Origin of the sequence: uncultured Roseibium sp. (assembly GCF_947496995.1) — a bacterium.
GTDB lineage: Bacteria > Pseudomonadota > Alphaproteobacteria > Rhizobiales > Stappiaceae > Roseibium.
The window spans coordinates 157552-178271 of the sequence record NZ_CANMFD010000003.1 but is presented as its reverse complement, the minus strand read 5'-3'; the positions used below and the strand labels follow the sequence as shown (position 1 = coordinate 178271).

The 20720-nt window shown below is 59.5% G+C and carries 17 protein-coding genes and 1 tRNA gene; 12 read left to right on the top strand and 6 right to left on the bottom strand.

Going from position 1 to position 20720, the window contains the following annotated elements:
- Positions 1-250 precede the first annotated feature (250 nt).
- The 3 genes from Q1B40_RS13670 to mnmA all read right to left on the bottom strand — a co-directional run bounded on the left by Q1B40_RS13670 (position 251) and on the right by mnmA (position 5077).
- Positions 251-3013 carry a beta-1,3-glucanase family protein gene (locus tag Q1B40_RS13670; protein ID WP_299815466.1) on the bottom strand — a complete coding sequence of 921 codons (2763 nt, stop codon included), beginning with the start codon at positions 3011-3013 and terminating at the stop codon, positions 251-253.
- A 693-nt stretch (positions 3014-3706) separates the two neighbouring features.
- Positions 3707-3783: transfer RNA gene (locus Q1B40_RS13665), tRNA-Met, on the bottom strand.
- 112 nt (positions 3784-3895) lie between these two features.
- Positions 3896-5077: a tRNA 2-thiouridine(34) synthase MnmA gene (mnmA, locus tag Q1B40_RS13660; RefSeq protein WP_299815463.1), complete on the bottom strand. Its 1182-nt coding sequence runs from the start codon at positions 5075-5077 to the stop codon at positions 3896-3898.
- A gap of 339 nt (positions 5078-5416) precedes the next feature.
- On the opposite strand from mnmA, the gene Q1B40_RS13655 reads away from it, so the two are divergent.
- The 10 genes from Q1B40_RS13655 (at position 5417) to flhA (ending at position 16711) form a co-directional block, all read left to right on the top strand.
- A complete protein-coding gene (locus Q1B40_RS13655) occupies positions 5417-7324 on the top strand; it encodes a flagellar hook-length control protein FliK (RefSeq protein WP_299815460.1) in 1908 nt (635 codons plus the stop codon).
- A 32-nt stretch (positions 7325-7356) separates the two neighbouring features.
- Positions 7357-8016, top strand: coding sequence for a flagellar hook capping FlgD N-terminal domain-containing protein (locus Q1B40_RS13650; protein WP_299815457.1), 660 nt, complete (start codon positions 7357-7359; stop codon positions 8014-8016).
- A gap of 661 nt (positions 8017-8677) precedes the next feature.
- Positions 8678-8953, top strand: coding sequence for a DUF1153 domain-containing protein (locus tag Q1B40_RS13645; protein WP_068412649.1), 276 nt, complete (start codon positions 8678-8680; stop codon positions 8951-8953).
- Between the two features lie 15 nt (positions 8954-8968).
- Entirely contained in the window at positions 8969-9106 is a 138-nt protein-coding gene (locus Q1B40_RS13640) for a hypothetical protein (RefSeq protein WP_299815452.1), read from the top strand.
- Between the two features lie 156 nt (positions 9107-9262).
- Entirely contained in the window at positions 9263-10879 is a 1617-nt protein-coding gene (gene fliF, locus Q1B40_RS13635; RefSeq protein ID WP_299815449.1) for a flagellar basal-body MS-ring/collar protein FliF, read from the top strand.
- 2 nt (positions 10880-10881) lie between these two features.
- On the top strand, positions 10882-11928 hold the full coding sequence (gene fliG / locus Q1B40_RS13630) for a flagellar motor switch protein FliG (RefSeq protein ID WP_299815446.1): 1047 nt from the start codon (positions 10882-10884) through the stop codon (positions 11926-11928).
- A 29-nt stretch (positions 11929-11957) separates the two neighbouring features.
- On the top strand, positions 11958-12659 hold the full coding sequence (locus tag Q1B40_RS13625) for a FliH/SctL family protein (protein WP_299815443.1): 702 nt from the start codon (positions 11958-11960) through the stop codon (positions 12657-12659).
- Positions 12656-12991, top strand: a complete 336-nt coding sequence (gene fliN / locus Q1B40_RS13620) for a flagellar motor switch protein FliN (RefSeq protein WP_299815440.1) — start codon at positions 12656-12658, stop codon at positions 12989-12991. Before Q1B40_RS13625 ends, fliN begins: the two co-directional genes overlap by 4 nt.
- Positions 12992-13003: 12 nt before the next feature.
- Positions 13004-14356, top strand: coding sequence for a sigma-54 dependent transcriptional regulator (locus Q1B40_RS13615; RefSeq protein ID WP_299815437.1), 1353 nt, complete (start codon positions 13004-13006; stop codon positions 14354-14356).
- 168 nt (positions 14357-14524) lie between these two features.
- The gene (flhA, locus tag Q1B40_RS13610) at positions 14525-16711 is read left to right on the top strand and encodes a flagellar biosynthesis protein FlhA (protein WP_299815434.1); all 2187 of its coding nucleotides are present in this window, start codon (positions 14525-14527) and stop codon (positions 16709-16711) included.
- Positions 16712-16736: 25 nt separating this feature from the next.
- Here flhA and Q1B40_RS13605 read toward each other — a convergent pair whose 3' ends face one another.
- Positions 16737-17012, bottom strand: a complete 276-nt coding sequence (locus tag Q1B40_RS13605) for a flagellar biosynthesis protein (RefSeq protein WP_299815431.1) — start codon at positions 17010-17012, stop codon at positions 16737-16739.
- A 179-nt stretch (positions 17013-17191) separates the two neighbouring features.
- Here Q1B40_RS13605 and Q1B40_RS13600 point away from each other — a divergent pair, with 179 nt between their 5' ends.
- Positions 17192-17803, top strand: a complete 612-nt coding sequence (locus tag Q1B40_RS13600; protein ID WP_299815428.1) for a GNAT family N-acetyltransferase — start codon at positions 17192-17194, stop codon at positions 17801-17803.
- Positions 17804-17822: 19 nt separating this feature from the next.
- On the opposite strand, the gene mtnA is transcribed toward Q1B40_RS13600, so the two are convergent.
- The gene (gene mtnA, locus Q1B40_RS13595; protein WP_299815425.1) at positions 17823-18929 is read right to left on the bottom strand and encodes an S-methyl-5-thioribose-1-phosphate isomerase; all 1107 of its coding nucleotides are present in this window, start codon (positions 18927-18929) and stop codon (positions 17823-17825) included.
- A gap of 243 nt (positions 18930-19172) precedes the next feature.
- Here mtnA and Q1B40_RS13590 point away from each other — a divergent pair, with 243 nt between their 5' ends.
- On the top strand, positions 19173-19754 hold the full coding sequence (locus Q1B40_RS13590; RefSeq protein WP_299815422.1) for a hypothetical protein: 582 nt from the start codon (positions 19173-19175) through the stop codon (positions 19752-19754).
- A gap of 34 nt (positions 19755-19788) precedes the next feature.
- On the opposite strand, the gene Q1B40_RS13585 is transcribed toward Q1B40_RS13590, so the two are convergent.
- Complete coding sequence (locus tag Q1B40_RS13585; protein WP_299815419.1) at positions 19789-20718, bottom strand: metallophosphoesterase; 930 nt, start codon at positions 20716-20718, stop codon at positions 19789-19791.
- Positions 20719-20720: the final 2 nt, after the last annotated feature.

The following is a 20720-nucleotide window of genomic DNA, read 5'->3' as shown; positions in this document are numbered from 1 at the left end:
GACGCGCTTATGAAGGGCGCGCGACAAGGACGCGCGCCGAAGTCTACGGACGGCATATCGGGACAGTTAGAGGCTGATTTACAGGCCCTTGGAGGTGCGCAGGCCATGTCCTTGGCGCACCTCTAGCTCAACCGGTATTTTCCACCCGTTCCTGCTGATCAAGCAGGTCTTTATGAAGCTTGCGATATTCGTAGACCTTGTCGCTTTCCTTCCGCGCCTCTCAGCAGTTCGGGTCTGGCGGGCACCCACTCTATTGGGATGAATCGAGGATTTTCACGCCGACTGGCACCATCGGGACAAGCGAGAGCTGAGGGTTTCCGATCGGACCGTCTTTGGCGAAAAAGTCCGAATACTGGAAACTATAGACGCCACTTCCGAATGTTTCTCTGATTTCCGCTGCCCATGTATTGTAATAAGCGCTCGACTGCACCTGATGAAACAGCTTGGCCGCATCCGCTGACCATTGTGCACTCGTCATCTTGCCGTAGGTTTTGTTGGCTGGGTTAAGCCCTTCCGGGCTCTTCGTCGTGCTATCCACAAAGCCGCTGGCGAGCCCCACCAAAACATCGCGCACCACAGCCGAGAATACATTGTTCGACCCGTTGCTTTCGATTTGGCCGGAGGTGCATGCGTGATTTTTGACACTGTAATACACGACGGCTTCGTAGATCGCGTTGGAAAACGCAGCCGGGGTCAAACCGGGTGTATAACAGGTTTGCGCCCCGGTGCTCCCGGAACAACCCGTGGGCCGGGGTGTAACCGGCGTGTAGGCAGTAATCGTGAAATCGTCAATTACTTTGGCGCTGCCAACGATGGTCAACGCCCCCTGCGTGGCACCAGTTGAGTGATAGGTGACCGAGGAAGTCGAATAGGCCTGTTTTTCAAACGCAGCTGCCGAACAGATCGTACTGTCGGAATCCCTTGCCGCACTTTCGTAGGTGTTGCTGACTGAAATCGGTACCGTCGGCGTGCCAGTCTGTTCGTTGAAAGCACTGCTCAAGTAGTCCGCAAATCCGGGGTAATGTCCAGCCCATTTGCTGCCGTTGGCGGGACTGATCACGCGGACAGTTTCACCCGCGGTGTTTTTAACGGTTACCGTGCCCGAGTTGCTGCCGGCCAAGGTTGCGAGGTCGCCGGACAAGCCGGATAACGACTTGTCGGCAAGCGGCTCCCCATAGCGGCTTGCACCTTGATTGATTGCAACGGGAATAGAATAGAGATTGATATAGGTAACATCGAACACGCCGCCGAGCTCGATGAACTGCCAGCGTGTCTTATAGTTGCAGTCGGTGCTGTCGACAGGGGACGGCGCTTGAAACTGCGTGGCGGTGACCGGGGTGCAGGTGTTTCTTACTTTCATCTCAAGCGGTTTATCCGAGAAATAAAGATCTCCGCCCACCGTCTGATTGCTGGCGAACAGCGCAGCGCTTGCAATGTCTGACAGTCTCACCGAAGTGGTGCTCGGAAAACCGATCAAGCTATTGGCATTGTTGCCTGATGTTGGCACATACCGCAGTTGATCAGCTGAATTGCTGCCGGGGAAAAAGGTGACATAGGGGTCGGCCAAGCCGGTATCTTCCGAGCCAAGGGACATCCAGTAGCCATGTGTCGTATCCCCCCAGGCAGTATAGGGATCAAATGTCGCAATTGTGCTGCTAGTCTGGCCAACCAGCTCGACTTTTAACGGGAGAAGGCGAAACACACCGCTCGTATCCGACGCCCGTTCGACGCCGAAACCGGTAAGGAAGTCTGATCCGCTGTCGAAATGCGTGGCCATTGTCCAACCGGTTTGCGTATCTTTTACCGAATATGGCGTCACGGTTGTTCCAGCCTGATCGGAAATCCACCACCTGGGCTTGCCTGTCATTGGTTCGTACCAGTAAACACCCATTAGAGCATTAGGCGCGCTGTCGGTTCCCCACATCTCGAGGAACATGCCCGTCCCGCCGAGGACAAGTGGCGAAGTTGAAACATTGGCACCGTACCAGCCGGTAGCCGGTGCATCGGATAGCTGTCCTTGTGCTCTGCTGTGGGCGCGCGTCAGGGAAATGGTTTCCTGCATACCGTCCGCTCTGGATGTCCAAACAAGACTGCCGGCACCGCTTCCCGAGAAGGATAAGGTTATATCGGCTACAATCTCGTCCACCCGGGGCGCTGCCAAAGTATCAAAACCCGCAGGAAGGGCCGGCGCAGCGGAATAAGTATTTGCTGTGCCGGTGAAGGCAGCGGTCTGATCGTTCCAATAGGCGTTCAGCATGTACCAGACCGCTGCACCGGAAGGATCCTGGGTGAAGATCATGCCCAGCATACTTTCAGAATGAGTGGCATTCCGCTGTAGCGCGAGATAGCTGCTGTTCTGTCCGGCCATGGTCCACCAGCCGTCGTCCGGTTGCTGGCTTCCCGTATACAGGATGCAGCTGAAATTGGTTGGCGTGACGGTGACGGAAAAGCCGGCCGCAGAGGCGTCGGCACAGGCACCTTGCCCGCCCCCGAGAAATATCCCGCTTGCAAGTCCGGGCGTTAGCGTGAGGGTTTCCGTCGTACCACTATATGGGCACTCCCAAGTCTGGGGGCTGCTGCTAGCAACTTGATAACACGGATGAGTCTTGCTTTCCTTCGCCGAAAGCGTGCTCAGTCCGGCACCAGACGCTGTAACATCGAACGCCGGTTTGACAGTCAACTCGCAGGTGTGGGCGCCCGCTTTGACGGAAATTGAAGTGTGGATCGTTCCGATACCCGGCTCGATTGACTTGCATGCCAGCGTACCTCCTTGAAGGATCGTTCCCTCAGTGACATCGAACGTAAGGTCCAATCCGCCGGTGGGCAGATCCGTCTTGGTGCAAGGGGACGACGCTGTGACCTTGCAGGAGGGTGCATCTCTGCCGATTGTCACGGTGATAGGGTGTTGGGAAGTGACTGTGAGCGTAGCGGTAGCAGTGTTCGCATTGGCAAGACAGGGTGCTAAAGTGATAAAGCCCCCAAAAAACAAGCGTTTCAAAACTGTCGATTTCATACAATTTCTCCTGCACTGAGCATTTGAGCTCTCTTGGCCTTCGCGGACGCACCGATCGCATAGATGCGACAGCAGCTCCTAGTTGCCGAAATTTCTATCAAAAATTGTAAATATGGTATTAACAATTAAAAAAAGGATGTAATATACATAATGTTTGTAGAGTGAAATGATTCACGAATTATCCTGTGATCTTTATTAGTTTAAAATCTAGGTTTTGCGATTTGTCGTATTTAAATTATTAAATAATTCTAATTATATGCTTCTTAGTATGTCTAATATTTGTTAGTATTCTGAATTTTATTTTCTATAATCCAATTTTGTCTAAAAGGCATTGTCTCGTTGTCGGCAAATCCGGCAGAAGAACTATTCTGGCCTCCCTCCCGCCGATTGGTCGTGAAAGCGCAGTCAACTTGAATTAGATCATTGGGCGTGTGCCGCTGCTGACAGAGCGTTTGAAATCAAGGTGCAAAGTAGTCGCTTCGAAAAACCCTGCCGGAGGGCCCTCCAGCTCGTGCTCTCTCAAACCGCTATTTTTGGCGTCCAATGAAAGAGCATTAATCAAGTCGTATTTTAATGCCGAAAAGGCTCTGTTTGCAGAAAAAATGGATGCCAAACGAACTTGCGCGCTACAACAAGAGACCGCCAGTCAATTGGCGCTGTTTGTTGTAAGTCTCTGAATTTTAATATGAAAAATGGTAGCGGAGGAGGGACTTGAACCCCCGACACGCGGATTATGATTCCGCTGCTCTAACCAGCTGAGCTACTCCGCCATCCATGCGGCATGGGCCGAAAGGCCTGCGCGACGTGGGGTGCTTATAGTGAGGCTGCGGGCGGGCGTCAAGCGTGGAATTTGCGCCTGCCCGGATTGTTTTGCTGTCGCCTTCAGGCCGCGGAAACCGGGCTTTCGACCTGGGGAAAATCGATAGCCCAGGTGCCGGTTCGTTCGGTCTTGTGGATCCAGCCGCCGCCCAGCACGCGGGCGGTTTCGTCGTCATTGTCGAAGAAGACGCAGGCCTGGCCGGGGGCGACGCCGGTTTCGCCGTTGGCAAGGTCGACAAAGGCCTTGCCGTTGAGCATGCGCACGGTCGCCGGAGCCGGGGGGCGGGTTGAACGGACCTTGGCGAAGACCTCGATTTCATCGCCTTCGTCAAGCGGCTGGTCGCCGATCCAGTTGAGCTCGCGCAACAATATGGTGCGGGTCGCCAGTGCTTCCCTGGGACCGACGACGACGCGCCGGGTTTCGGGGTCGAGACGCACGACATAGAGCGGCTCGCCGGTCGCAACGCCGATGCCGCGGCGCTGGCCGATGGTGAAATGGATGATGCCGTCATGGGTGCCCAGCACGCGGCCGTCCATGTGGACGATGTCGCCCGGTTCGGCCGCATTGGGGCGCAGCTTGCGGATGACGGCGGCATAGTCGCCGTTGGGTACGAAGCAGATGTCCTGGCTGTCCGGCTTGTTGGCAACGGAAAGTCCAAATTCGGCGCCAAGTTCGCGCACCTTCGCCTTGGGCATGCCGCCGAGGGGGAAGCGGACGAAATCCAGCTGCTCCTGGGTGGTTGCGAACAGGAAATAACTCTGGTCCCGGTCGAGATCGGCCGGGCGGTAGAGCGCGCGCCTGTTGCCCGCTGCCGCGGAGCGCACGTAATGGCCGGTGGCCAGCGCGTCTGCGCCGAGATCCCGCGCGGTCTTGAGAAGATCGGTGAACTTGACGGTCTGGTTGCAGGAGACACAGGGGATCGGGGTTTCACCGGCAATATAGCTGTCGGCGAACCGGTCCATCACCTGTTCCTTGAAGCGGCTTTCGTAATCCAGAACATAATGGGGAATGCCGATTGTCTCCGCGGCGCGGCGGGCATCGTGAATATCGACCCCCGCGCAACAGGACTTTGCCTTGCTGACGGCCGCGCCGTGATCATAGAGCTGGAGCGTGACGCCGATGACGTCATACCCTTCGGCCTTCATCAGCGCTGCAACGACAGAGCTGTCGACACCGCCGGACATGGCGACAACGACCCGCGTGTCTTCCGGGCGGCCGGGAAGGTCCAGACTGTTTCGCATCAATTACACTTCCAGAAGTCTTCGTTTTCCGACCGGCAGGGCGGCGCAAGACTGCGTTTTCTTGCCCTTGCGCCGTCAAGATGTGGCGCTGCGGTCCGTTTTTAAGTTGGCGGCACTATACAGATAAGCCGTGCCCCTGCCAATTCCATGGTCCGCATGGCAGGCACGCATTGCCGCATGGGCAAAGCTTGCCGCCCGTTGCGGGGCTTTGCGCGGTGTGAAGCCAGGAATAAATCAATGAAAACAATTATCTCGACGGGTGATTTAAACTGGCCCGGCGCTTGCTTACCAAAGCGGTGACGAAATGCGTCCACGGGGTGGGCGAGGAGATCGGGGGCGCAATTGCTGCCATTTGGATTGACGACCGATGTTTCCGCCGGAGCTCTGGCGGCTGGGAACGGCGCCTTGCAGGGCGCCGGTCAGAAGCAGGGTAATGCCGGAAAAGCCTCGGGCGGTGCCGGATTTGCGGCCGAGCTCGGCGCAGCCGATGCGGGCCGGGTCCCGGAAGCTTCGGGTGCCAGGCCGGGCAAAGGCTCACAGGGTATAGAAGCCGTGTCCGGAGCTGCTGCGCCGACCGCGCCGGGGATCAAGGTAAGTCTCGATGTGCCGCCGGTTGAAGATATGCTTCAGCTCCCGGCCGGTGAGGTTGTGGCGGATCCTCTGCAGACGGAGGGCGACGAAGCCCTGATCGGATTGCCCGCGGAAGACGCCGACGGGGCAACGGATGAGAGCCAGACGACAGACGTCGCGGTTGCGCCTGGAATTGATCTGCCGCCGCTGCCGGCTGCCGGGTTGCCGGGGCAGGCCGCAAGCTCCTCGTTTCAGGCCGGGGACGCCGCGCTGGCAAGTCAAAATTCGAGTGCAAATTCATCTGGCGGGGCTCTTCCCGGATCAGCTGGTCTGCAGATTGCCGGTCTTCCGGGCAGTGGTCCGCAAGGGCAGGCTGGAGCGGCAGGCGGCGCCGGACAGGTGCCTGCGGCCGCTTCGGGAGCCGGCTCTTTCGGCGACGTTCTGGCGTCTACCGCTCCGGGAACGACCCCTGCCGGACCGGCGGAGCGCAGATGGCAGAGCGAACTGCCGAAGGAACTCAGGGCGCAGACCGCGGTTCCCCCACAATCCTCCGCAGCCTTCCGGCAGGAGTCTGCAACAGCGGGTGCCCTTGCCGATGGTTTGACCTCTCGGCCGGGAAATGACGCCGGAGCGGCGGAACAGGTGAAGCTGCCAGGACAGCCGACAGGACTTTCCGCTGCCGGGCAGACGGGGGCGCTCTCCGGTGACGACAGTCAGACATTTAATATGGGCAAGACGGTTGAAGGGGGTGCACAAGGAGTGCAATCCGGTGGCGCTGCAGAGGCCAATTCTGCGGTGAAGGCTGCTGTCACGGCTCAAGTTCGGCCCGGTGAGGCGCCTGTGCCGCTGCAATCTCCTGCGGCTGCCGCCGGCGCTCCCCGGTCGGGTGACACAGGTTTGAGCGAGACCCTGTCAGGCGACGAGACGGCAGGTCTCAAAGGAACGGCGGATCCGAAATCGCCGACCTTCGCAGACAGGCTAGCTGACCGCGCCGCAGGCGGTCAGGCCGGAGCTGATGCCTCGGTGCGGCCGGAAGCGCGCCTGGCGGGTGGAAACGCAGCAGCTTCGACGGCCGCCGGACTTTCCCCGACCGCGTCGATGATGGCAGGCGGCGAGGCCGAGCTGATTGTGAACGGGGCCGATTTGAGCCTCACCGGTGAAGGCGGTACGGCGACGGTGCGCGGCGGCGATCTTTCCGGAGCAATGCGGACCGACAGCCTGCAGGCGCCGAACCAGAGCCAGTCCGGTCACGTCGCCACACAGGTGGCCGCGGAGATCGCCCGCAATCTGAAGAACGGCAACACCCGTTTCCAGATGCGTTTCGATCCGCCGGAGCTCGGCCGGGTCGAGGTGAACATGAAAGTTTCCTCGGACGGCAGCGTGCATGCGCATCTGATCGTCGATCGCCCGGAAACACTGGACATGTTCCTGCGTGACCAGCGCGGCCTCGAAAGGGCCCTGGAAGCCGCGGGCCTCAATCCGGATTCGGAGAACATGCAGTTTTCGCTGAAGCAGGACGGCGGAGGTGAATTTGCCTCCGGCGACGACAGGCAGGAGCAGGGATCTGAAAGCGGCCAGGAGCAGGCCGTGGGCACGGCAGCGGAGATCGACCCCATGTTGGAAGAGATCGTCCGGATGACGCTCGCGGAGCAACGCGGCGGACTGGACCTCAAGATTTGAAACAGGGCGGAAATCCGCCTGTGGAGTGAAATATGACAACGGTTACCTCGGCATCATCCACCCTGGCACAGAGTCAGAGCACCTCCGCCCAACAGGGGCTGATGGCCAGTTACGATCTGTTCCTGAGCATTCTGACCACGCAGATCCAGAACCAGGATCCGCTCGATCCGATGGATTCGGCCGAATACACCAGTCAACTGGTCCAGTATTCCAGTGTCGAGCAGGGGATTCAGCAGAACAAGAACCTCGAGAACATCATCGCCACGCTGCAAAGCAATCAAAGCATGAGCTATGTCAGCTATATCGGCAACGAGATCTCCGCGGATGCCTCCACCACGCTGCTGTCGGGCGGTGAGGCCAGCTGGGCATACGAGATCAAGGAGGATGCGACGGGAACTTTCGCAATTCGCGATGCCGCCGGATCCGTCGTCTATAGCGGTGATATTGAGCTCGAGGCCGGTTCAGGCTCCTTCCAGTGGAACGGGCAGACTGATTCCGGCACGGATGCCCCCGCCGGTACCTATTCGATCTCCTTCGACATGCAGGACGCTTCCAGCCGTGCCGAGAATGTGACGACAGCGATCAAGGGGATCGTTGAGAGCGTCGACTGGTCGAGCGGGGAGGCGATCCTGAAGATCGATGGCCACAGCATTCCCGTAAGCTCGGTGACGGCGGTTTCGAGCCCGAGCTAGCCAGACTGATCACTTCGAACCAGTGCATCCAACGGAGAGCCGGCAACACCGCCGGCTCTCCGTTTTGCGTTCGGGCTATGGAAAGAGGGGGCTCGGCGTTGCCAGCTTGCGCCTGAAGCAGGCTGTAAACAGTGCAGACACCTGCCAGGAGGGCGCAGGTGGGATGGCGCGCGGTCAAAGAGGGGGCCGGGCCTGATTGTGCTTCCAGTCGGTCCATTTCGTATTTTCCCATCGATATGAAGGCGGATTTGATCGCAGTGGAAGGCCGGCTGCGCCCTGAAAGCCTTTTTGGCGGGCTTTCCTGTTGTTTTTTACAATTATTTTTGCGCCTGACTCCGGCCATCTCCACCCGTTCTCGGGCTGACTTGCGTTTCAGAAAATGAAATTTCCGTTCTCCGCAGCTGTCTGGGGCGCTAATCCGGTCTCTCGCGTTCTGCGCAAGTACTTCGAATTGCGTTGCAAATTGCATCTGCCATTTTTAAGGTTAACGAATTCATGTAATGCGGTTAAACATTTGAATGGTTTTCTTTGCCAAACCCTAATTATCATTCATTAAATTTCGATTTTATAGTTAATAAAAACACAATTTTGCTTTAGGCGTTTGTTAAGCGTCCTACTGTAGTCTGAAGTCTACATTGGTCATGGTTAGTGTGAGAGTACAATGACCGAACAGATTCGTTCGCGTGTTAAATATGTTATCGGGCCTGACGGCAGTCCGCTTACTATTGCAGACTTGCCGCCCACATCCACAAAGCGATGGGTCATCCGTCGCAAGGCGGAGGTGGTCGCTGCTGTCCGAGGGGGGCTGTTGTCCCTCGAGGAGGCCTGCCAAAGATACACTCTGACGGTTGAGGAATTCCTCTCCTGGCAGAGTTCGATCGAAAAACACGGCCTGGCCGGTTTGAGAGCGACCCGGGTTCAGCAATATCGGAACTGAACCGGACGGTGAAATATGAGTGGCGCACGCATGGTGCGCCTGAAAGGGGTCGGCTATGCCGGCCTTTTTTATTTCCGTTTATCTTCTGCAACTTATCCAAACATTAATGAAGTAGGCAGTTTTTCCCCACTTCAATTGCGTTTTGCAATATGAAGAAGCCCGGTAAGCCGCCATTCCGCCCCGGGTGAAAGAGATCCGTTAACCTGTTGTTAACCATCAGGGCGGCAAATTTTGCCCATCGAAGGTGTGGCATGTCTGACCGACTCCAATAATAACGGCAGAGCATGTTTCAGATGCGGGCGGGCATTCGTGAACGGACTGGTAGAATTCATCAGAACTTTGGGCGCGGCACGTATCGCCGCGATGGGCGCTGTCGCTGCGATCTTGGTCGGGGTGTTCGCCTTTATCATCATGCGCGTGACCGCGCCGCAGATGACGACCCTCTATAACGAGATGGCGCTGGAGGATTCCGCGGCTGTGGTCTCCCAGCTGGAGTCCCAGGGAGTTCAGTTCGAGCTGAAGCGTGAAGGCTCGACCATCCTGGTTCCCCGCGAACAGGTTGCCCGGCTGCGCATGCAGCTCGCCGCGGAAGGTCTGCCGACCGGCGGCTCCATCGGTTACGAGATCTTCGACAAGACCGATACACTGGGAGCGACCAGCTTCGTTCAGAACATCAATCATCTTCGCGCCATGGAAGGCGAGCTGTCGCGCACTATCGGGACGCTGGACCGCATCCGGTCGGCGCGGGTCCATCTGGTCATACCGGAGCGGCAGCTGTTCCAGCGCGACCGCCGTCCTCCGTCCGCATCCATCGTCCTGAATGTCCGGGGCTCTCTCGGGCCGGGTGAAATCCGAGCCGTCCAGCATCTGGTGGCAACCGCGGTTGACGGACTTGATCCAGACAAGGTTTCGATCGTCGACGAAAGCGGCCGCTTGCTGGCCTCCGGCGCCGGTACCGACGAAGATGGCATGGTGTCCGCCTCGCTTCAGGAACGGACTGTTGCCGTCGAAAGCCGTCTGCGCAACCAGATCGAAGAGATCCTGAACTCCGTCGTCGGGCCCGGCAGGGCCCGGGTCCGGGTGAACGCGGATATCGACTACAACCGTCTGACGGAAACCACCGAGACCTTCGATCCGGAAGGGCAGGTCGTACGTTCGACGCAATCGAAGGAAGAAGCGTCTTCCGCCGTCAGCAGGAACGGTCAGGTGACCGTTGGCAACGAGTTGCCCAATGCGCAGGAAGGCGACAATGCGGGCGACAGGGACACCAGCAACCTGGTCGAGGAAATCGTCAACTACGAGATTTCCCGTTCTACTCGCACCGAGATCATGGAAGCCGGCCAGGTGGACCGTCTGAGCGTTGCTGTGCTTGTCGACGGCACCTATGTGCCGGACGAGGACGGAAAAGCCGTCTATACCCCGCGCGATCAGGAAACATTGGACAGGATCGCCGTTCTGGTGCGTTCCGCCGTTGGCTATGACGAAACCCGGGGGGATGTGGTTGAAGTCGTCAACCTGCAGTTCGCATTGCCTCCGCAGGACGATCTGCTGGCCGAAGGCGACAGCCTGTTCGACTTTACGCGCGACGACATCGTCCGGTTCGCGGAGTTGGGAGTTCTTTCCCTGATCGCGATCCTGCTGTTGCTCTTCGTGGTCCGTCCGCTGCTGCGCCGCATCGTCACGCCGGAAGAAAAGCAGCCTCAGGAACTGATGATCGGTCCTGACGGCACCCTGGTGGTCGAGACGGAAGTCGCCAAGGATGAGGATCCGGAAGACGAATTCGTGATCGAGTGGCTGGAGCAGGCCAAGCATGAAGGTGCGATGCAGGCAAGCTCGATTTCAAAGGTCGGTGAAATGATCAAGGACCATCCGTCAGAAGCGGTAACGATCGTCCGCGGCTGGCTGGATCAACAGGCGGCGGCTTAACAGTGAGCGATGTACTTCAAAAACAACTGCAGGTCAGTGCCGACGAGGAAGACCGTGAACTCAAGGGCGCCGAACGCGCCGCGGTTCTGCTGCTTGCGCTTGGAGAGGCGCACGGCTCGCCGATCTGGCAAAAGCTCGATGAAATCGAAGTGCGCCAGGTCTCCACGGCGATGGCCAATCTCGGGCCGGTCACACCGAACATGCTTGAAGACCTGTTCAAGGATTTCGTCCGCCGGGTCAGTTCAACGGGGGCGCTCACCGGTAACGTCGATGCGACCGAACGCCTTCTGGCCAGCTTCCTGCCGGGCGACAAGGTTTCCGTCATCATGGAGGAAATCCGCGGGCCGGCCGGTCGTAACATGTGGGAGAAGCTTTCCAATGTGCAGGAGAACGTTCTCGCCAACTATCTGAAGAATGAATACCCGCAGACCGTCGCGGTGGTGCTGTCGAAGATCAATTCCGACCATGCTGCGCGGGTGCTCGGCATTCTGCCGGAAGAATTGGCGCTCGAGGTGGTCAGCCGCATGCTGCGTATGGACGCGGTCCAGAAGGAAGTTCTGGAGAAGGTCGAGCAGACGCTGCGTGTGGAGTTCATGTCGAACCTGACCAACACCTCGCGCCGCGACAGCCACGAGATGATGGCCGAGATCTTCAACAATTTCGACAGGCAGACGGAAGCCCGGTTCCTGGCGGCCCTGGAAGAGGACAACCGCGAAGCGGCAGACCGCATCAAGACGCTGATGTTCACTTTCGACGACCTGCTGAAACTGGATGCAGCGAGCGCCCAGACGCTGCTGCGGCATGTGGAAAAGGATCAGCTGGCGATCGCTCTCAAGGGCTCCACCGATGCGGCCAGGGAGTTCTTCTTCGGCAACATGTCGTCGCGTGCGGCGAAGCTGTTGCAGGACGACATGGACGCGCTCGGACCTGTCCGCCTGCGTGACGTGGACGAGGTGCAGACGAGCATGGTGAACAAGGCCAAGGATCTCGCCGCCAAGGGTGAGATCATGATCTCCAAATCGAAGAGCGATGATGAAATTATCTACTGATGCATCAGCCGGCAGGTCGTGACAACACAATGCGCAGCATGACCAACCCGTCGAAATATCTGTTCAACGTCGACTTCGCCGAACCGGAGGAGCCGGAAGTCGTTGCGCCTGTCGAACCGGAGATTCCGATGATCACGGTCGCCGAACACGAGAAGCTTCTGGCAAAAGCGCGCGCCCAGGCACTCGAGGAGGGGCGGGTGAAGGCGCTTGCGGATCTGCAGACGAAGCAGGAAACGCTGCTGACAGCCGAGGTCGGCCATCTGACCGAAGCCGTCAGTCAGGTGCTCAAGTCGCTGGACGACCAGCAGGTAGTTCGCGAGCAGGAAGCCGTCAGCCTTGCATTTCTTGTGGCTAGACGTCTTTGCGCCCACCTGATTGCCCGCCAGCCGCTGGCGGAAACCCTTGCATTGGTGTCAGAATGCCTTGGGCCGCTGCGCAAGGCGCCGCATCTTGTGATCCGCATCGCGGAAAAGGATGTCGAGGCACTGAAAGCCCAGGTCGACCCCATCATTCATGAAAATGGGTTCGAGGGCCGGCTTGTGATCCTCGGTGAACCGGAAATCAGCCGCGGCGACTGTCATATCGAATGGGCGGATGGCGGTATTCGGCGTGACCGCAAGGCGCTTGAAGGCACGATCGACACGAGCATTCGCGCCTATCTGCGGGCACGCGTCGCAGCCAAGAATGGACAAACGTCCGCCCCGTCGGCGGAGAAGGAACCTGGCGTATGAGTGACGAACAAGACACCAACATACAGCTTGACGAGCTTGAAGTCCCCCAGCGCGAGGCGGGCGAGGCGGAAGTACAGGTGCCGCAATCGGCTGCGGATCTGGAGGCGGTGTTCGACGTTCCTGTCCGGATTTCGGCGGTTCTCGGACATTCTAAAATGCATGTCTCGGAACTTTTGAAACTGGCCTCGGGAACCGTTCTCGAGCTGGATCGGAAGGTCGGGGAAGCCATTGATATTTATGTGAATGACCGTCTGGTTGCACGTGGAGAGGTTGTCCTGGTGGAAGACAAGCTCGGCGTGACCATGACGGAAATCATCAAGACCGATCGATAGGAAAGATAGCGCATGCGCCTGTTAATTGTCGGAACCCTAGGAGGCCAGCTGACGACCGCGTCCAAGATGGCAATGCAGGGCGGTGCGCAGGTCACGCATGCAGATGACATCGAAGGGGCACTGAAGGTTCTTCGCTCCGGTCGCGGAGCGGATCTTCTGATGGTCGAGGTTCACCTCGACATCGCGGGGCTGATCGTCAAACTTCAGAACGAACGGGTTCATGTTCCGGTTGTTGCCTGCGGCATCGAGACCGATGCCCAGGCAGCCGTCTCGGCAATCCGGGCGGGAGCGAAGGAATACATACCTCTGCCGCCCGATCCGGAGATGATCGCAGCCGTTCTGGCCGCCGTCGCCCAGGAACGTGGCGATCTGATCTACCGGGACGAGGCCATGGCATCGGTGGTCAAGCTTGCCGAACAGGTGGCGCCCTCGGAGGCTTCCGTGCTGATTACCGGCGAATCGGGAACAGGCAAGGAAGTCATCGCGCGCCACGTTCACAAGTGCTCAAACCGGGCGTCGAAGTCGTTCATTTCGATCAATTGCGCGGCCATACCGGAGCATCTTCTGGAATCCGAGCTGTTCGGTCACGAAAAGGGCTCCTTTACCGGGGCTGTCGCCCGCCGGATCGGCAAGTTCGAGGAAGCCGACGGTGGCACGTTGCTGCTCGACGAAATTTCCGAAATGGATGTGCGGCTCCAGGCCAAGCTGCTGCGCGCCATTCAGGAGCGGGTGATCGACCGTGTGGGGGGAACCCGGCCGGTGCCAGTCAATATTCGCATTCTGGCGACGTCCAACCGGGACCTTGCCGAAAGCGTGCGTCAGGGCCTGTTCCGCGAAGACCTGCTGTTCCGTCTGAATGTGGTGAACCTGAAGCTGCCGTCCCTGCGGGAGCGTCCGGCGGACATCATGGAACTCGCTCAATTCTTCATCAAGCATTATTCCGAGGCGAACGGCGTTCCGGAGAGGCCGCTGGCGGCAGATGCCCGTCACGCGCTGATGACCAATCTTTGGCCCGGCAACGTGCGCGAACTGGAAAACACCATGCACCGGGCCGTGCTTCTGGCGTCCGGCGAGGAAATCGGTGTCGAGGCCATCCGCATGCCGGACGGGTCTCCCCTGTCGGTCGGTGGTGGACCGGCCGAGCGGGCCGCGCAGACGGCGGAGGCCGTCAGCCGTTCGTTCGTCGGGCGGACCGTGTCCGATGTGGAGCGGGATCTCATCCTCGATACCCTCGATCATTGCCTGGGCAATCGGACGCATGCCGCAAAAATTCTGGGTATTTCCATACGGACCCTGCGCAACAAACTGAATCAATATACTGATGAAGGGGTCAGTGTTCCCGGTCCGGGAGAAGCCCGGGCCTGAGGGCACCTTGAAGGATACGGTCATCGCGAAATGGCCTGACAACACACGTTCAAGGGCATCCTGTCTTCGCAGAAGCGCGGAGAAGATGCTCCAACAGTCTAGGACCGATCAACTTTTCCGCTTTTCCACGAACAAGAGAGCGGGTTGATCCAGGAAGTGAACAGCACAATGTCGGACACGGCAGCAGGCGGACAGGGCGGGTCGGGCGGACCTCCGGCAGAGCAGCAAGCGGCGGCAGCCCCGGCTGCGCCGGCTGCTGCGGCTTTCAACGGCCTGCCGCGCATCCGTGAGGTGATCGACACCCTGCGCACCGGGGATATCGGCCTTGCCACCGGTATTCTGGTGATCCTGACCCTGCTGATCCTGCCCATGCCGCCGGTGATGCTGGACATGTTCCTGGCGGTGTCGATCATTTTCTCGGTCATGGTTCTGATGACCGGTCTGTTCATCCAGAGACCCCTGGAATTCTCGTCGTTCCCGACTGTTCTTCTGATCGCGACCATGTTGCGGCTGGGGCTCAACATCGCGTCCACACGTCTGATCCTGGCCAACGGCCATGAGGGGACGGCTGCGGCGGGGAACGTCATCCAGTCCTTCGGCAATCTTGTCATGGGCGGGAATTTCGTCATCGGGATCATCGTGTTCGCGATTCTGGTGATCGTGAACTTCGTCGTTATCACCAAGGGTTCCGGGCGTATCGCGGAAGTCGCGGCGCGCTTCACGCTCGACGCGATGCCCGGCAAGCAGATGGCGATCGACGCGGATCTGTCCGCCGGTCTGATCGATGAAGCGGAAGCCAAGACCCGGCGCAAGGTGCTGGAAGACGAAAGCTCGTTCTTCGGGGCCATGGACGGTGCCTCGAAATTCGTGCGCGGCGATGCGATCGCCGGCCTCCTGATCACCTTCATCAATATTCTCGGCGGCATCTTCATCGGCGTCGCCCAGATGGATCTGACGTTCTCGGAGGCGGCCAACAATTACACGCTGCTGACGATCGGTGACGGCCTCGTGTCGCAGATCCCGGCGCTGATCGTCTCGACAGCGGCCGGCCTGCTGGTGTCCAAGGCCGGTGTGCATGGCGCGGCCGACAAGGCGTTGACCAGCCAGTTCACGGGCTATCCCAAGGCCCTCGGCATGTCGGCTATGGTCATGGTTATCCTGGCGATGTTGCCGGGCATGCCGATGGTCCCGTTCCTGGGCCTTGCCGGCCTGGCTGGGTATCTGGCCTATCAGGTCGGGGCGAAGAAGAAGCGGGAAGCGACAAAGGTCGCGGAGAAAAAGGCCGTCGACGATGCGCCCAAGCCGCTCCCGGAGCCGCCGATTACAGACGCCCTCAAGATGGACGAGCTGCGGATCGAACTGGGCTACGCCCTGCTGCCGCTGATCAACGGCAAGGCACAGGGGGAAAGCGACGTCCTGACCGAGCAGATCAAGGCGCTGCGCCGCCAGATTGCCGGCGACATGGGTGTCATCATGCCGCCCGTGCGTATCCTCGACAACATCCAGCTCGGCGCCAACGACTACGTCATAAAGGTCAAGGAAGTGGAGGCCGGCCGCGGTATTCTCTACCCTAACCACTTCATGGTCATGGATCCGGCGGGCGGTCAGGTGAAACTGCCGGGCACGCACACGACGGAACCGACCTTCGGCCTGCCCGCGACCTGGGTGGAGGCCCAGTACCGCGAGGATGCCTCGCTGCGTGGCTATACGGTTGTCGATCCGGCGACGGTGCTGTCCACCCACCTGACGGAAACGATCAAGGCCAACATCAGCGAGCTTCTGACCTATGGCGACGTTCAGAAACTTCTGAAGGAGCTGCAGGGCGAGCAGGCCAAGCTTGTCGAGGATCTGGTTCCCTCGCAGATCACCGTCTCCGGTGTTCAAAGGGTTCTTCAGGCGCTGCTCAACGAACGCATCTCCATCCGCGATCTCGGCACGATCCTGGAAGGGGTCTCGGAGGCAACCGGCATGAGCCGCAACACCGACACCATCGCGGAGCACGTGCGTTCGCGGCTCGGACGGCAGATCTGCGCCGCCAATCTCGCCCCCGGCGGGTATCTGCCGCTGATTGCGCTGTCACCGCAATGGGAGCAGGCGTTCCTGGAATCGATTGTCGGTGAAGGGGATGACCGCCAACTGGCCATGCAGCCGAGCAAGCTGCAGGAATTCGTCGGCAAGGTGAGAGACGCCTTCGAGGAGGCCGCACAATTGGGCGAAGTCCCCGTTCTGCTGACCTCGCCGCTGACACGACCCTTCGTGCGCTCGATCGTCGAGCGTTTCCGGGCGCACACGACGATCATGAGCCAGGCGGAAGTTCATCCGCGGATCAAGCTGAAGACCATCGGGTCAATCTGACGGAATTTTTCTGAGAGGCTGCGCTTCAGATCACAACGTTGATGCGGGACATGACCGCGGTCGGGCTGGAGTAGACACTCTGGCTGCCGCGACTCTGCATCACGAGACTTGTGTTTGCCTGAGAGGAATAGGTGCTGATGGTGTTGAAGTTGTGGGCAATCGTGCGCAGGTTTTGCATTTTCTCAGCAGCGGCTGCTCGCCGCGCGCCCCAGGACTTGTTGAAGTCCGACCAGGTCGACTTTTTCTTCGAGCTGTAGGTTCCGTGGTAGTCTCGTTGAATGTAATTTCCGACTTTTGCCATCAGCGCATCTTTCCTGGATACCTGACGACCTTCCCATAACAGAGTTAATGACGCGTTAACCTGTCGCATTGTGCAAATGTGCCCATCAGGTTCACGACGGCTAGAACGGTATGGGCACTTGGTATCCTTGCGCGCAGCTGGTAAGCGCAGAAAGACCGCTAACCGCTTCTGGAGACAAGATGCCCGGACAGACGCTCGACATGAATGGCTTTTGGGATATCCCGGACGGGAAAGTCGCTGTCGTGGTGACTAATCTCGAGATGCTGAAGGCGCCGGAAGCACCGCTTGCCCAGGCGAGAGACGATCTGACGCTGGACCGGTGGCCTTCGCCGGATATTGACGCGTATCGGCGGCTCTTCCGCCAGATCGGCGAGGACTGGATCTGGTTCGGACGGCTTATCCAGGAGGATGCCGCGCTGGAGAAGATACTCCGCGAACCGACGCGCGAGATTTTTCTGCCAAAGCGCGATGGGGCTCCTGTCGGAACGCTTGAGATTGATTATGCGAAGCCCGAGGAGCCGGAGATTTCCTATTTCGGTCTGATACCGGCGGCAATCGGAGGTGGCGCGGGCCGCTGGCTGATGGCGCAGGCTGTGGAGATGGCCTGGGCGCGTCCGGAAACCAGACGGCTCTGGCTGCATACCTGCACCGCGGACAGTCCGCAGGCAATGAGGTTCTATCAGTCCTGCGGTTTCAGGCCCTGCAAGCGGTCGGTTGAAATCGCCGACGATCCGCGCCTGATGGGGCTTTACCCCAGGGAGAAGGCGCCGCATGTGCCGGTGATCGGCTGAGACCCGGCTCAGTCAGGTTTCAGGCGCTGACCTTAACCCGCTCGGGGAAGGCTTCCGCTATGGCTTTGCGGTTTGCGGCAAGAACGCCGCGCTCGGTGATCAGGCCGGTGACCAGACGGGCGGGGGTGACATCGAAGGCTGGATTGCCGACAGGCGATCCTTCCGCGACGATGTTGATGGTTTCCACGCCGCCGCTATCGGTCCTGCCGGTCATGCGGCTGACTTCCGCGCCGCCGCGCTCCTCGATCGGGATCTCCCGAACGCCGTCGGACAGGGAAAAGTCGATGGTCGGCGAGGGCAGGGCGACATAGAAGGGCACCCCGCAGTCCTTTGCGGCCAGCGCCTTCAGATAGGTGCCGATCTTGTTGCAGACGTCGCCCGTTGCCGTCGTGCGGTCGGTGCCGACGATCACCATGTCGACCTCGCCATGCTGCATGAGATGTCCGCCGGCATTGTCGACGATCACCGTGTGCGGCACGCCATGGTGGCCCAACTCCCAGGCGGTCAGGAAAGCGCCCTGATTGCGCGGACGGGTCTCGTCCACCCAGACATGGACCGGAATGCCGCCCTCATGGCACATGTAGATCGGTGCGGTCGCCGTGCCCCAGTCCACTGTCGCCAGCCAGCCGGCGTTGCAGTGGGTGAGAATGTTCACCGGTTCCCCCTCGCGCTTGGTACGGGCGATTTCGGCAATGAGCTCCATGCCGTGCATGCCGATGGCCATGTTGATGGCGATGTCTTCGTCGCAGATGTCGGAGGCGAGCGTGAAGGCGGCTGCCGCCCGATTTTCCGGGGCGACACGCAGCAGCGATTTTCGCGCCAGGTCCAGCGCCCAATGCAGATTGACGGCGGTCGGACGGGTTTCAAGCAGCGCCGAGCAGGCGGCATGAAGGGAGGCGTCGGAGGGATCGGCGCGCATGGCCAGCGCGACGCCGTAAGCGGCGGTCGCCCCGATGAGCGGGGCACCGCGCACCTGCATGACGCGAATCGCATGGGCGGCGTCTTCCATGGTGTGGAGTTTCGCGATCTCGAATGCATAGGGAAACTTCGTCTGGTCGATGATCTCGACAGATGCACCGTCTTCCGCGAGCCAGATCGTGCGATATTTCTTTCCGTCGACATTCATGGCAAAACTCCCGGAATTCAGCGAATTGTTTCTGCATAACCCATGAATAGGGCACAGACCAGTGCGGCACTGCTGGTCTCAGGGTTAAAAATCTCCTAATCTCAATTAACCATGAATGGATCATTGCCGGTGGATAGCCTGAGGAGAAGGCCTGCAAGCCTGTCTTCCTGACGGGGGAGTCGGATAGGACTCTAGGGTGTGGACCCATAAACCAGCGGCAAAAAAAACGGAGTCAGGCGCCTCATGTCTGAAATGCAGGATAACGTTGTCCCCCATACGCGCATGCGGTCCTTGCGCGATGCGATCCGCAAGGTTCAGCTTGGCGAGGTCGAGCGCTCGGACGTGGTGGTCGAACTGCAGGAAACAGAACGGGCCAGGCTGGATATGCTGGCGGACGAGCTGAAGGATGTCTTTACGGAGATCCCTGACGACGACGATCAGTTCTCGCTGCAGATCATCTCCGGTTCAACGCCGCGCCTGTGGATCGATGCCACCAGCCATGTGGCCGTCGGCGGCGACCGCCGTACCTATCGGTTCCTGAAGGATACGCGCCTTGGCCGTGTCGTCATCCTGGAAACCGCAAACATCGACGACATGGCCGATTGCCTGACCGAGTATATCGCCGAACGGGTGCTGGAGCGGGAAAAGGCGCTTGAGGGGGATTGGCTCAACAACCGGCTGCGCGAAGTCGCGCTCGACTCCAAGGTGATCCGGGTCAAGGAAAGTCGCACACCCTGGCTGGCTGTCGCCGGCGCTTTCGGCGTGGGCATCGCAGCAGGTGTCGTCGGTCTGGTCGCCTTCGCCTGGTTCGCCAACCCGTTCTGATACCGGTTGGCGGCCTGAGCCGGCAGACTTGAATTCAGACCCTGTCGGGAATGGTCAGCTGATGGTCCTCCAGCAGCGTGACCGGCGTGTCCGGCTCGGCAAAGCCATGTTCTTCCATGCGGCATGTCCAGCCGGGGCCGGTTTTTTCGATCGTAAAGAGATTGTAGCGGGCGGCCGGTTTGGAGCCTCCCGGCGCGCTCGTCGCCGAGGGAACGCCGATGACCGGGACCGGGCCGTTCGGACCATCGATATTGTCGATGCTGGCGATATGGGTGTGTCCGTGCAGGATCAGTTCGGCGCCCGCCTTCTTGACGACCGCCCGTACCCTTGATGCGTCGGAAAGCCGTTTGTGCCAGCGCGTGGCGTTCTTGAACGGCGGGTGATGCAGCATCACGACCCGAAAGAGATCCTCTTTGCCGAGGTCTTCCAGTATCTTCTTCAAGCGCTTGCTCTGGCGGCTGCCGACACGGCCTGTCGCGAACCAGGGAGCGCTTGCGCGGCCGGTCGTGACGCCGATGAGGGCAACGCCGTCACGTCTGCGGATATAGGGGAAAGTGGCTTCAGGTTTGCCGCGTTCGGAAGGCGCGTCCTGCGCGTCGTCGCCGGACATATACGGCCACCAGGCCTTGCGGGCCTTGCGGACGGCTCCGCGGACATAGGCGTCGTGATTGCCCGGGACGACGGAGACATTTTCCGGCTCGCCGACTTCTTCCAGCCAGGTTCTTGCGCCCGAGATTTCCAGCGGAAGGGCGATATTCACCAGATCACCGGTGACCGCAATGTGGTCCGGCGCCTGGATCTTCATGTTTTCGACAAGCTGTTCCAGGTAGCTGCCGCCCATGATCCTCGAGCGGTTTCGATGCCAGTTCAGATAACCGAGCAGACGTTTTGAAAACAGTTGCAGGAGTTTGGGATCCGGCAGAGGACCCAGATGCGGATCGGACAGATGGGCAAGCTTGAACATGG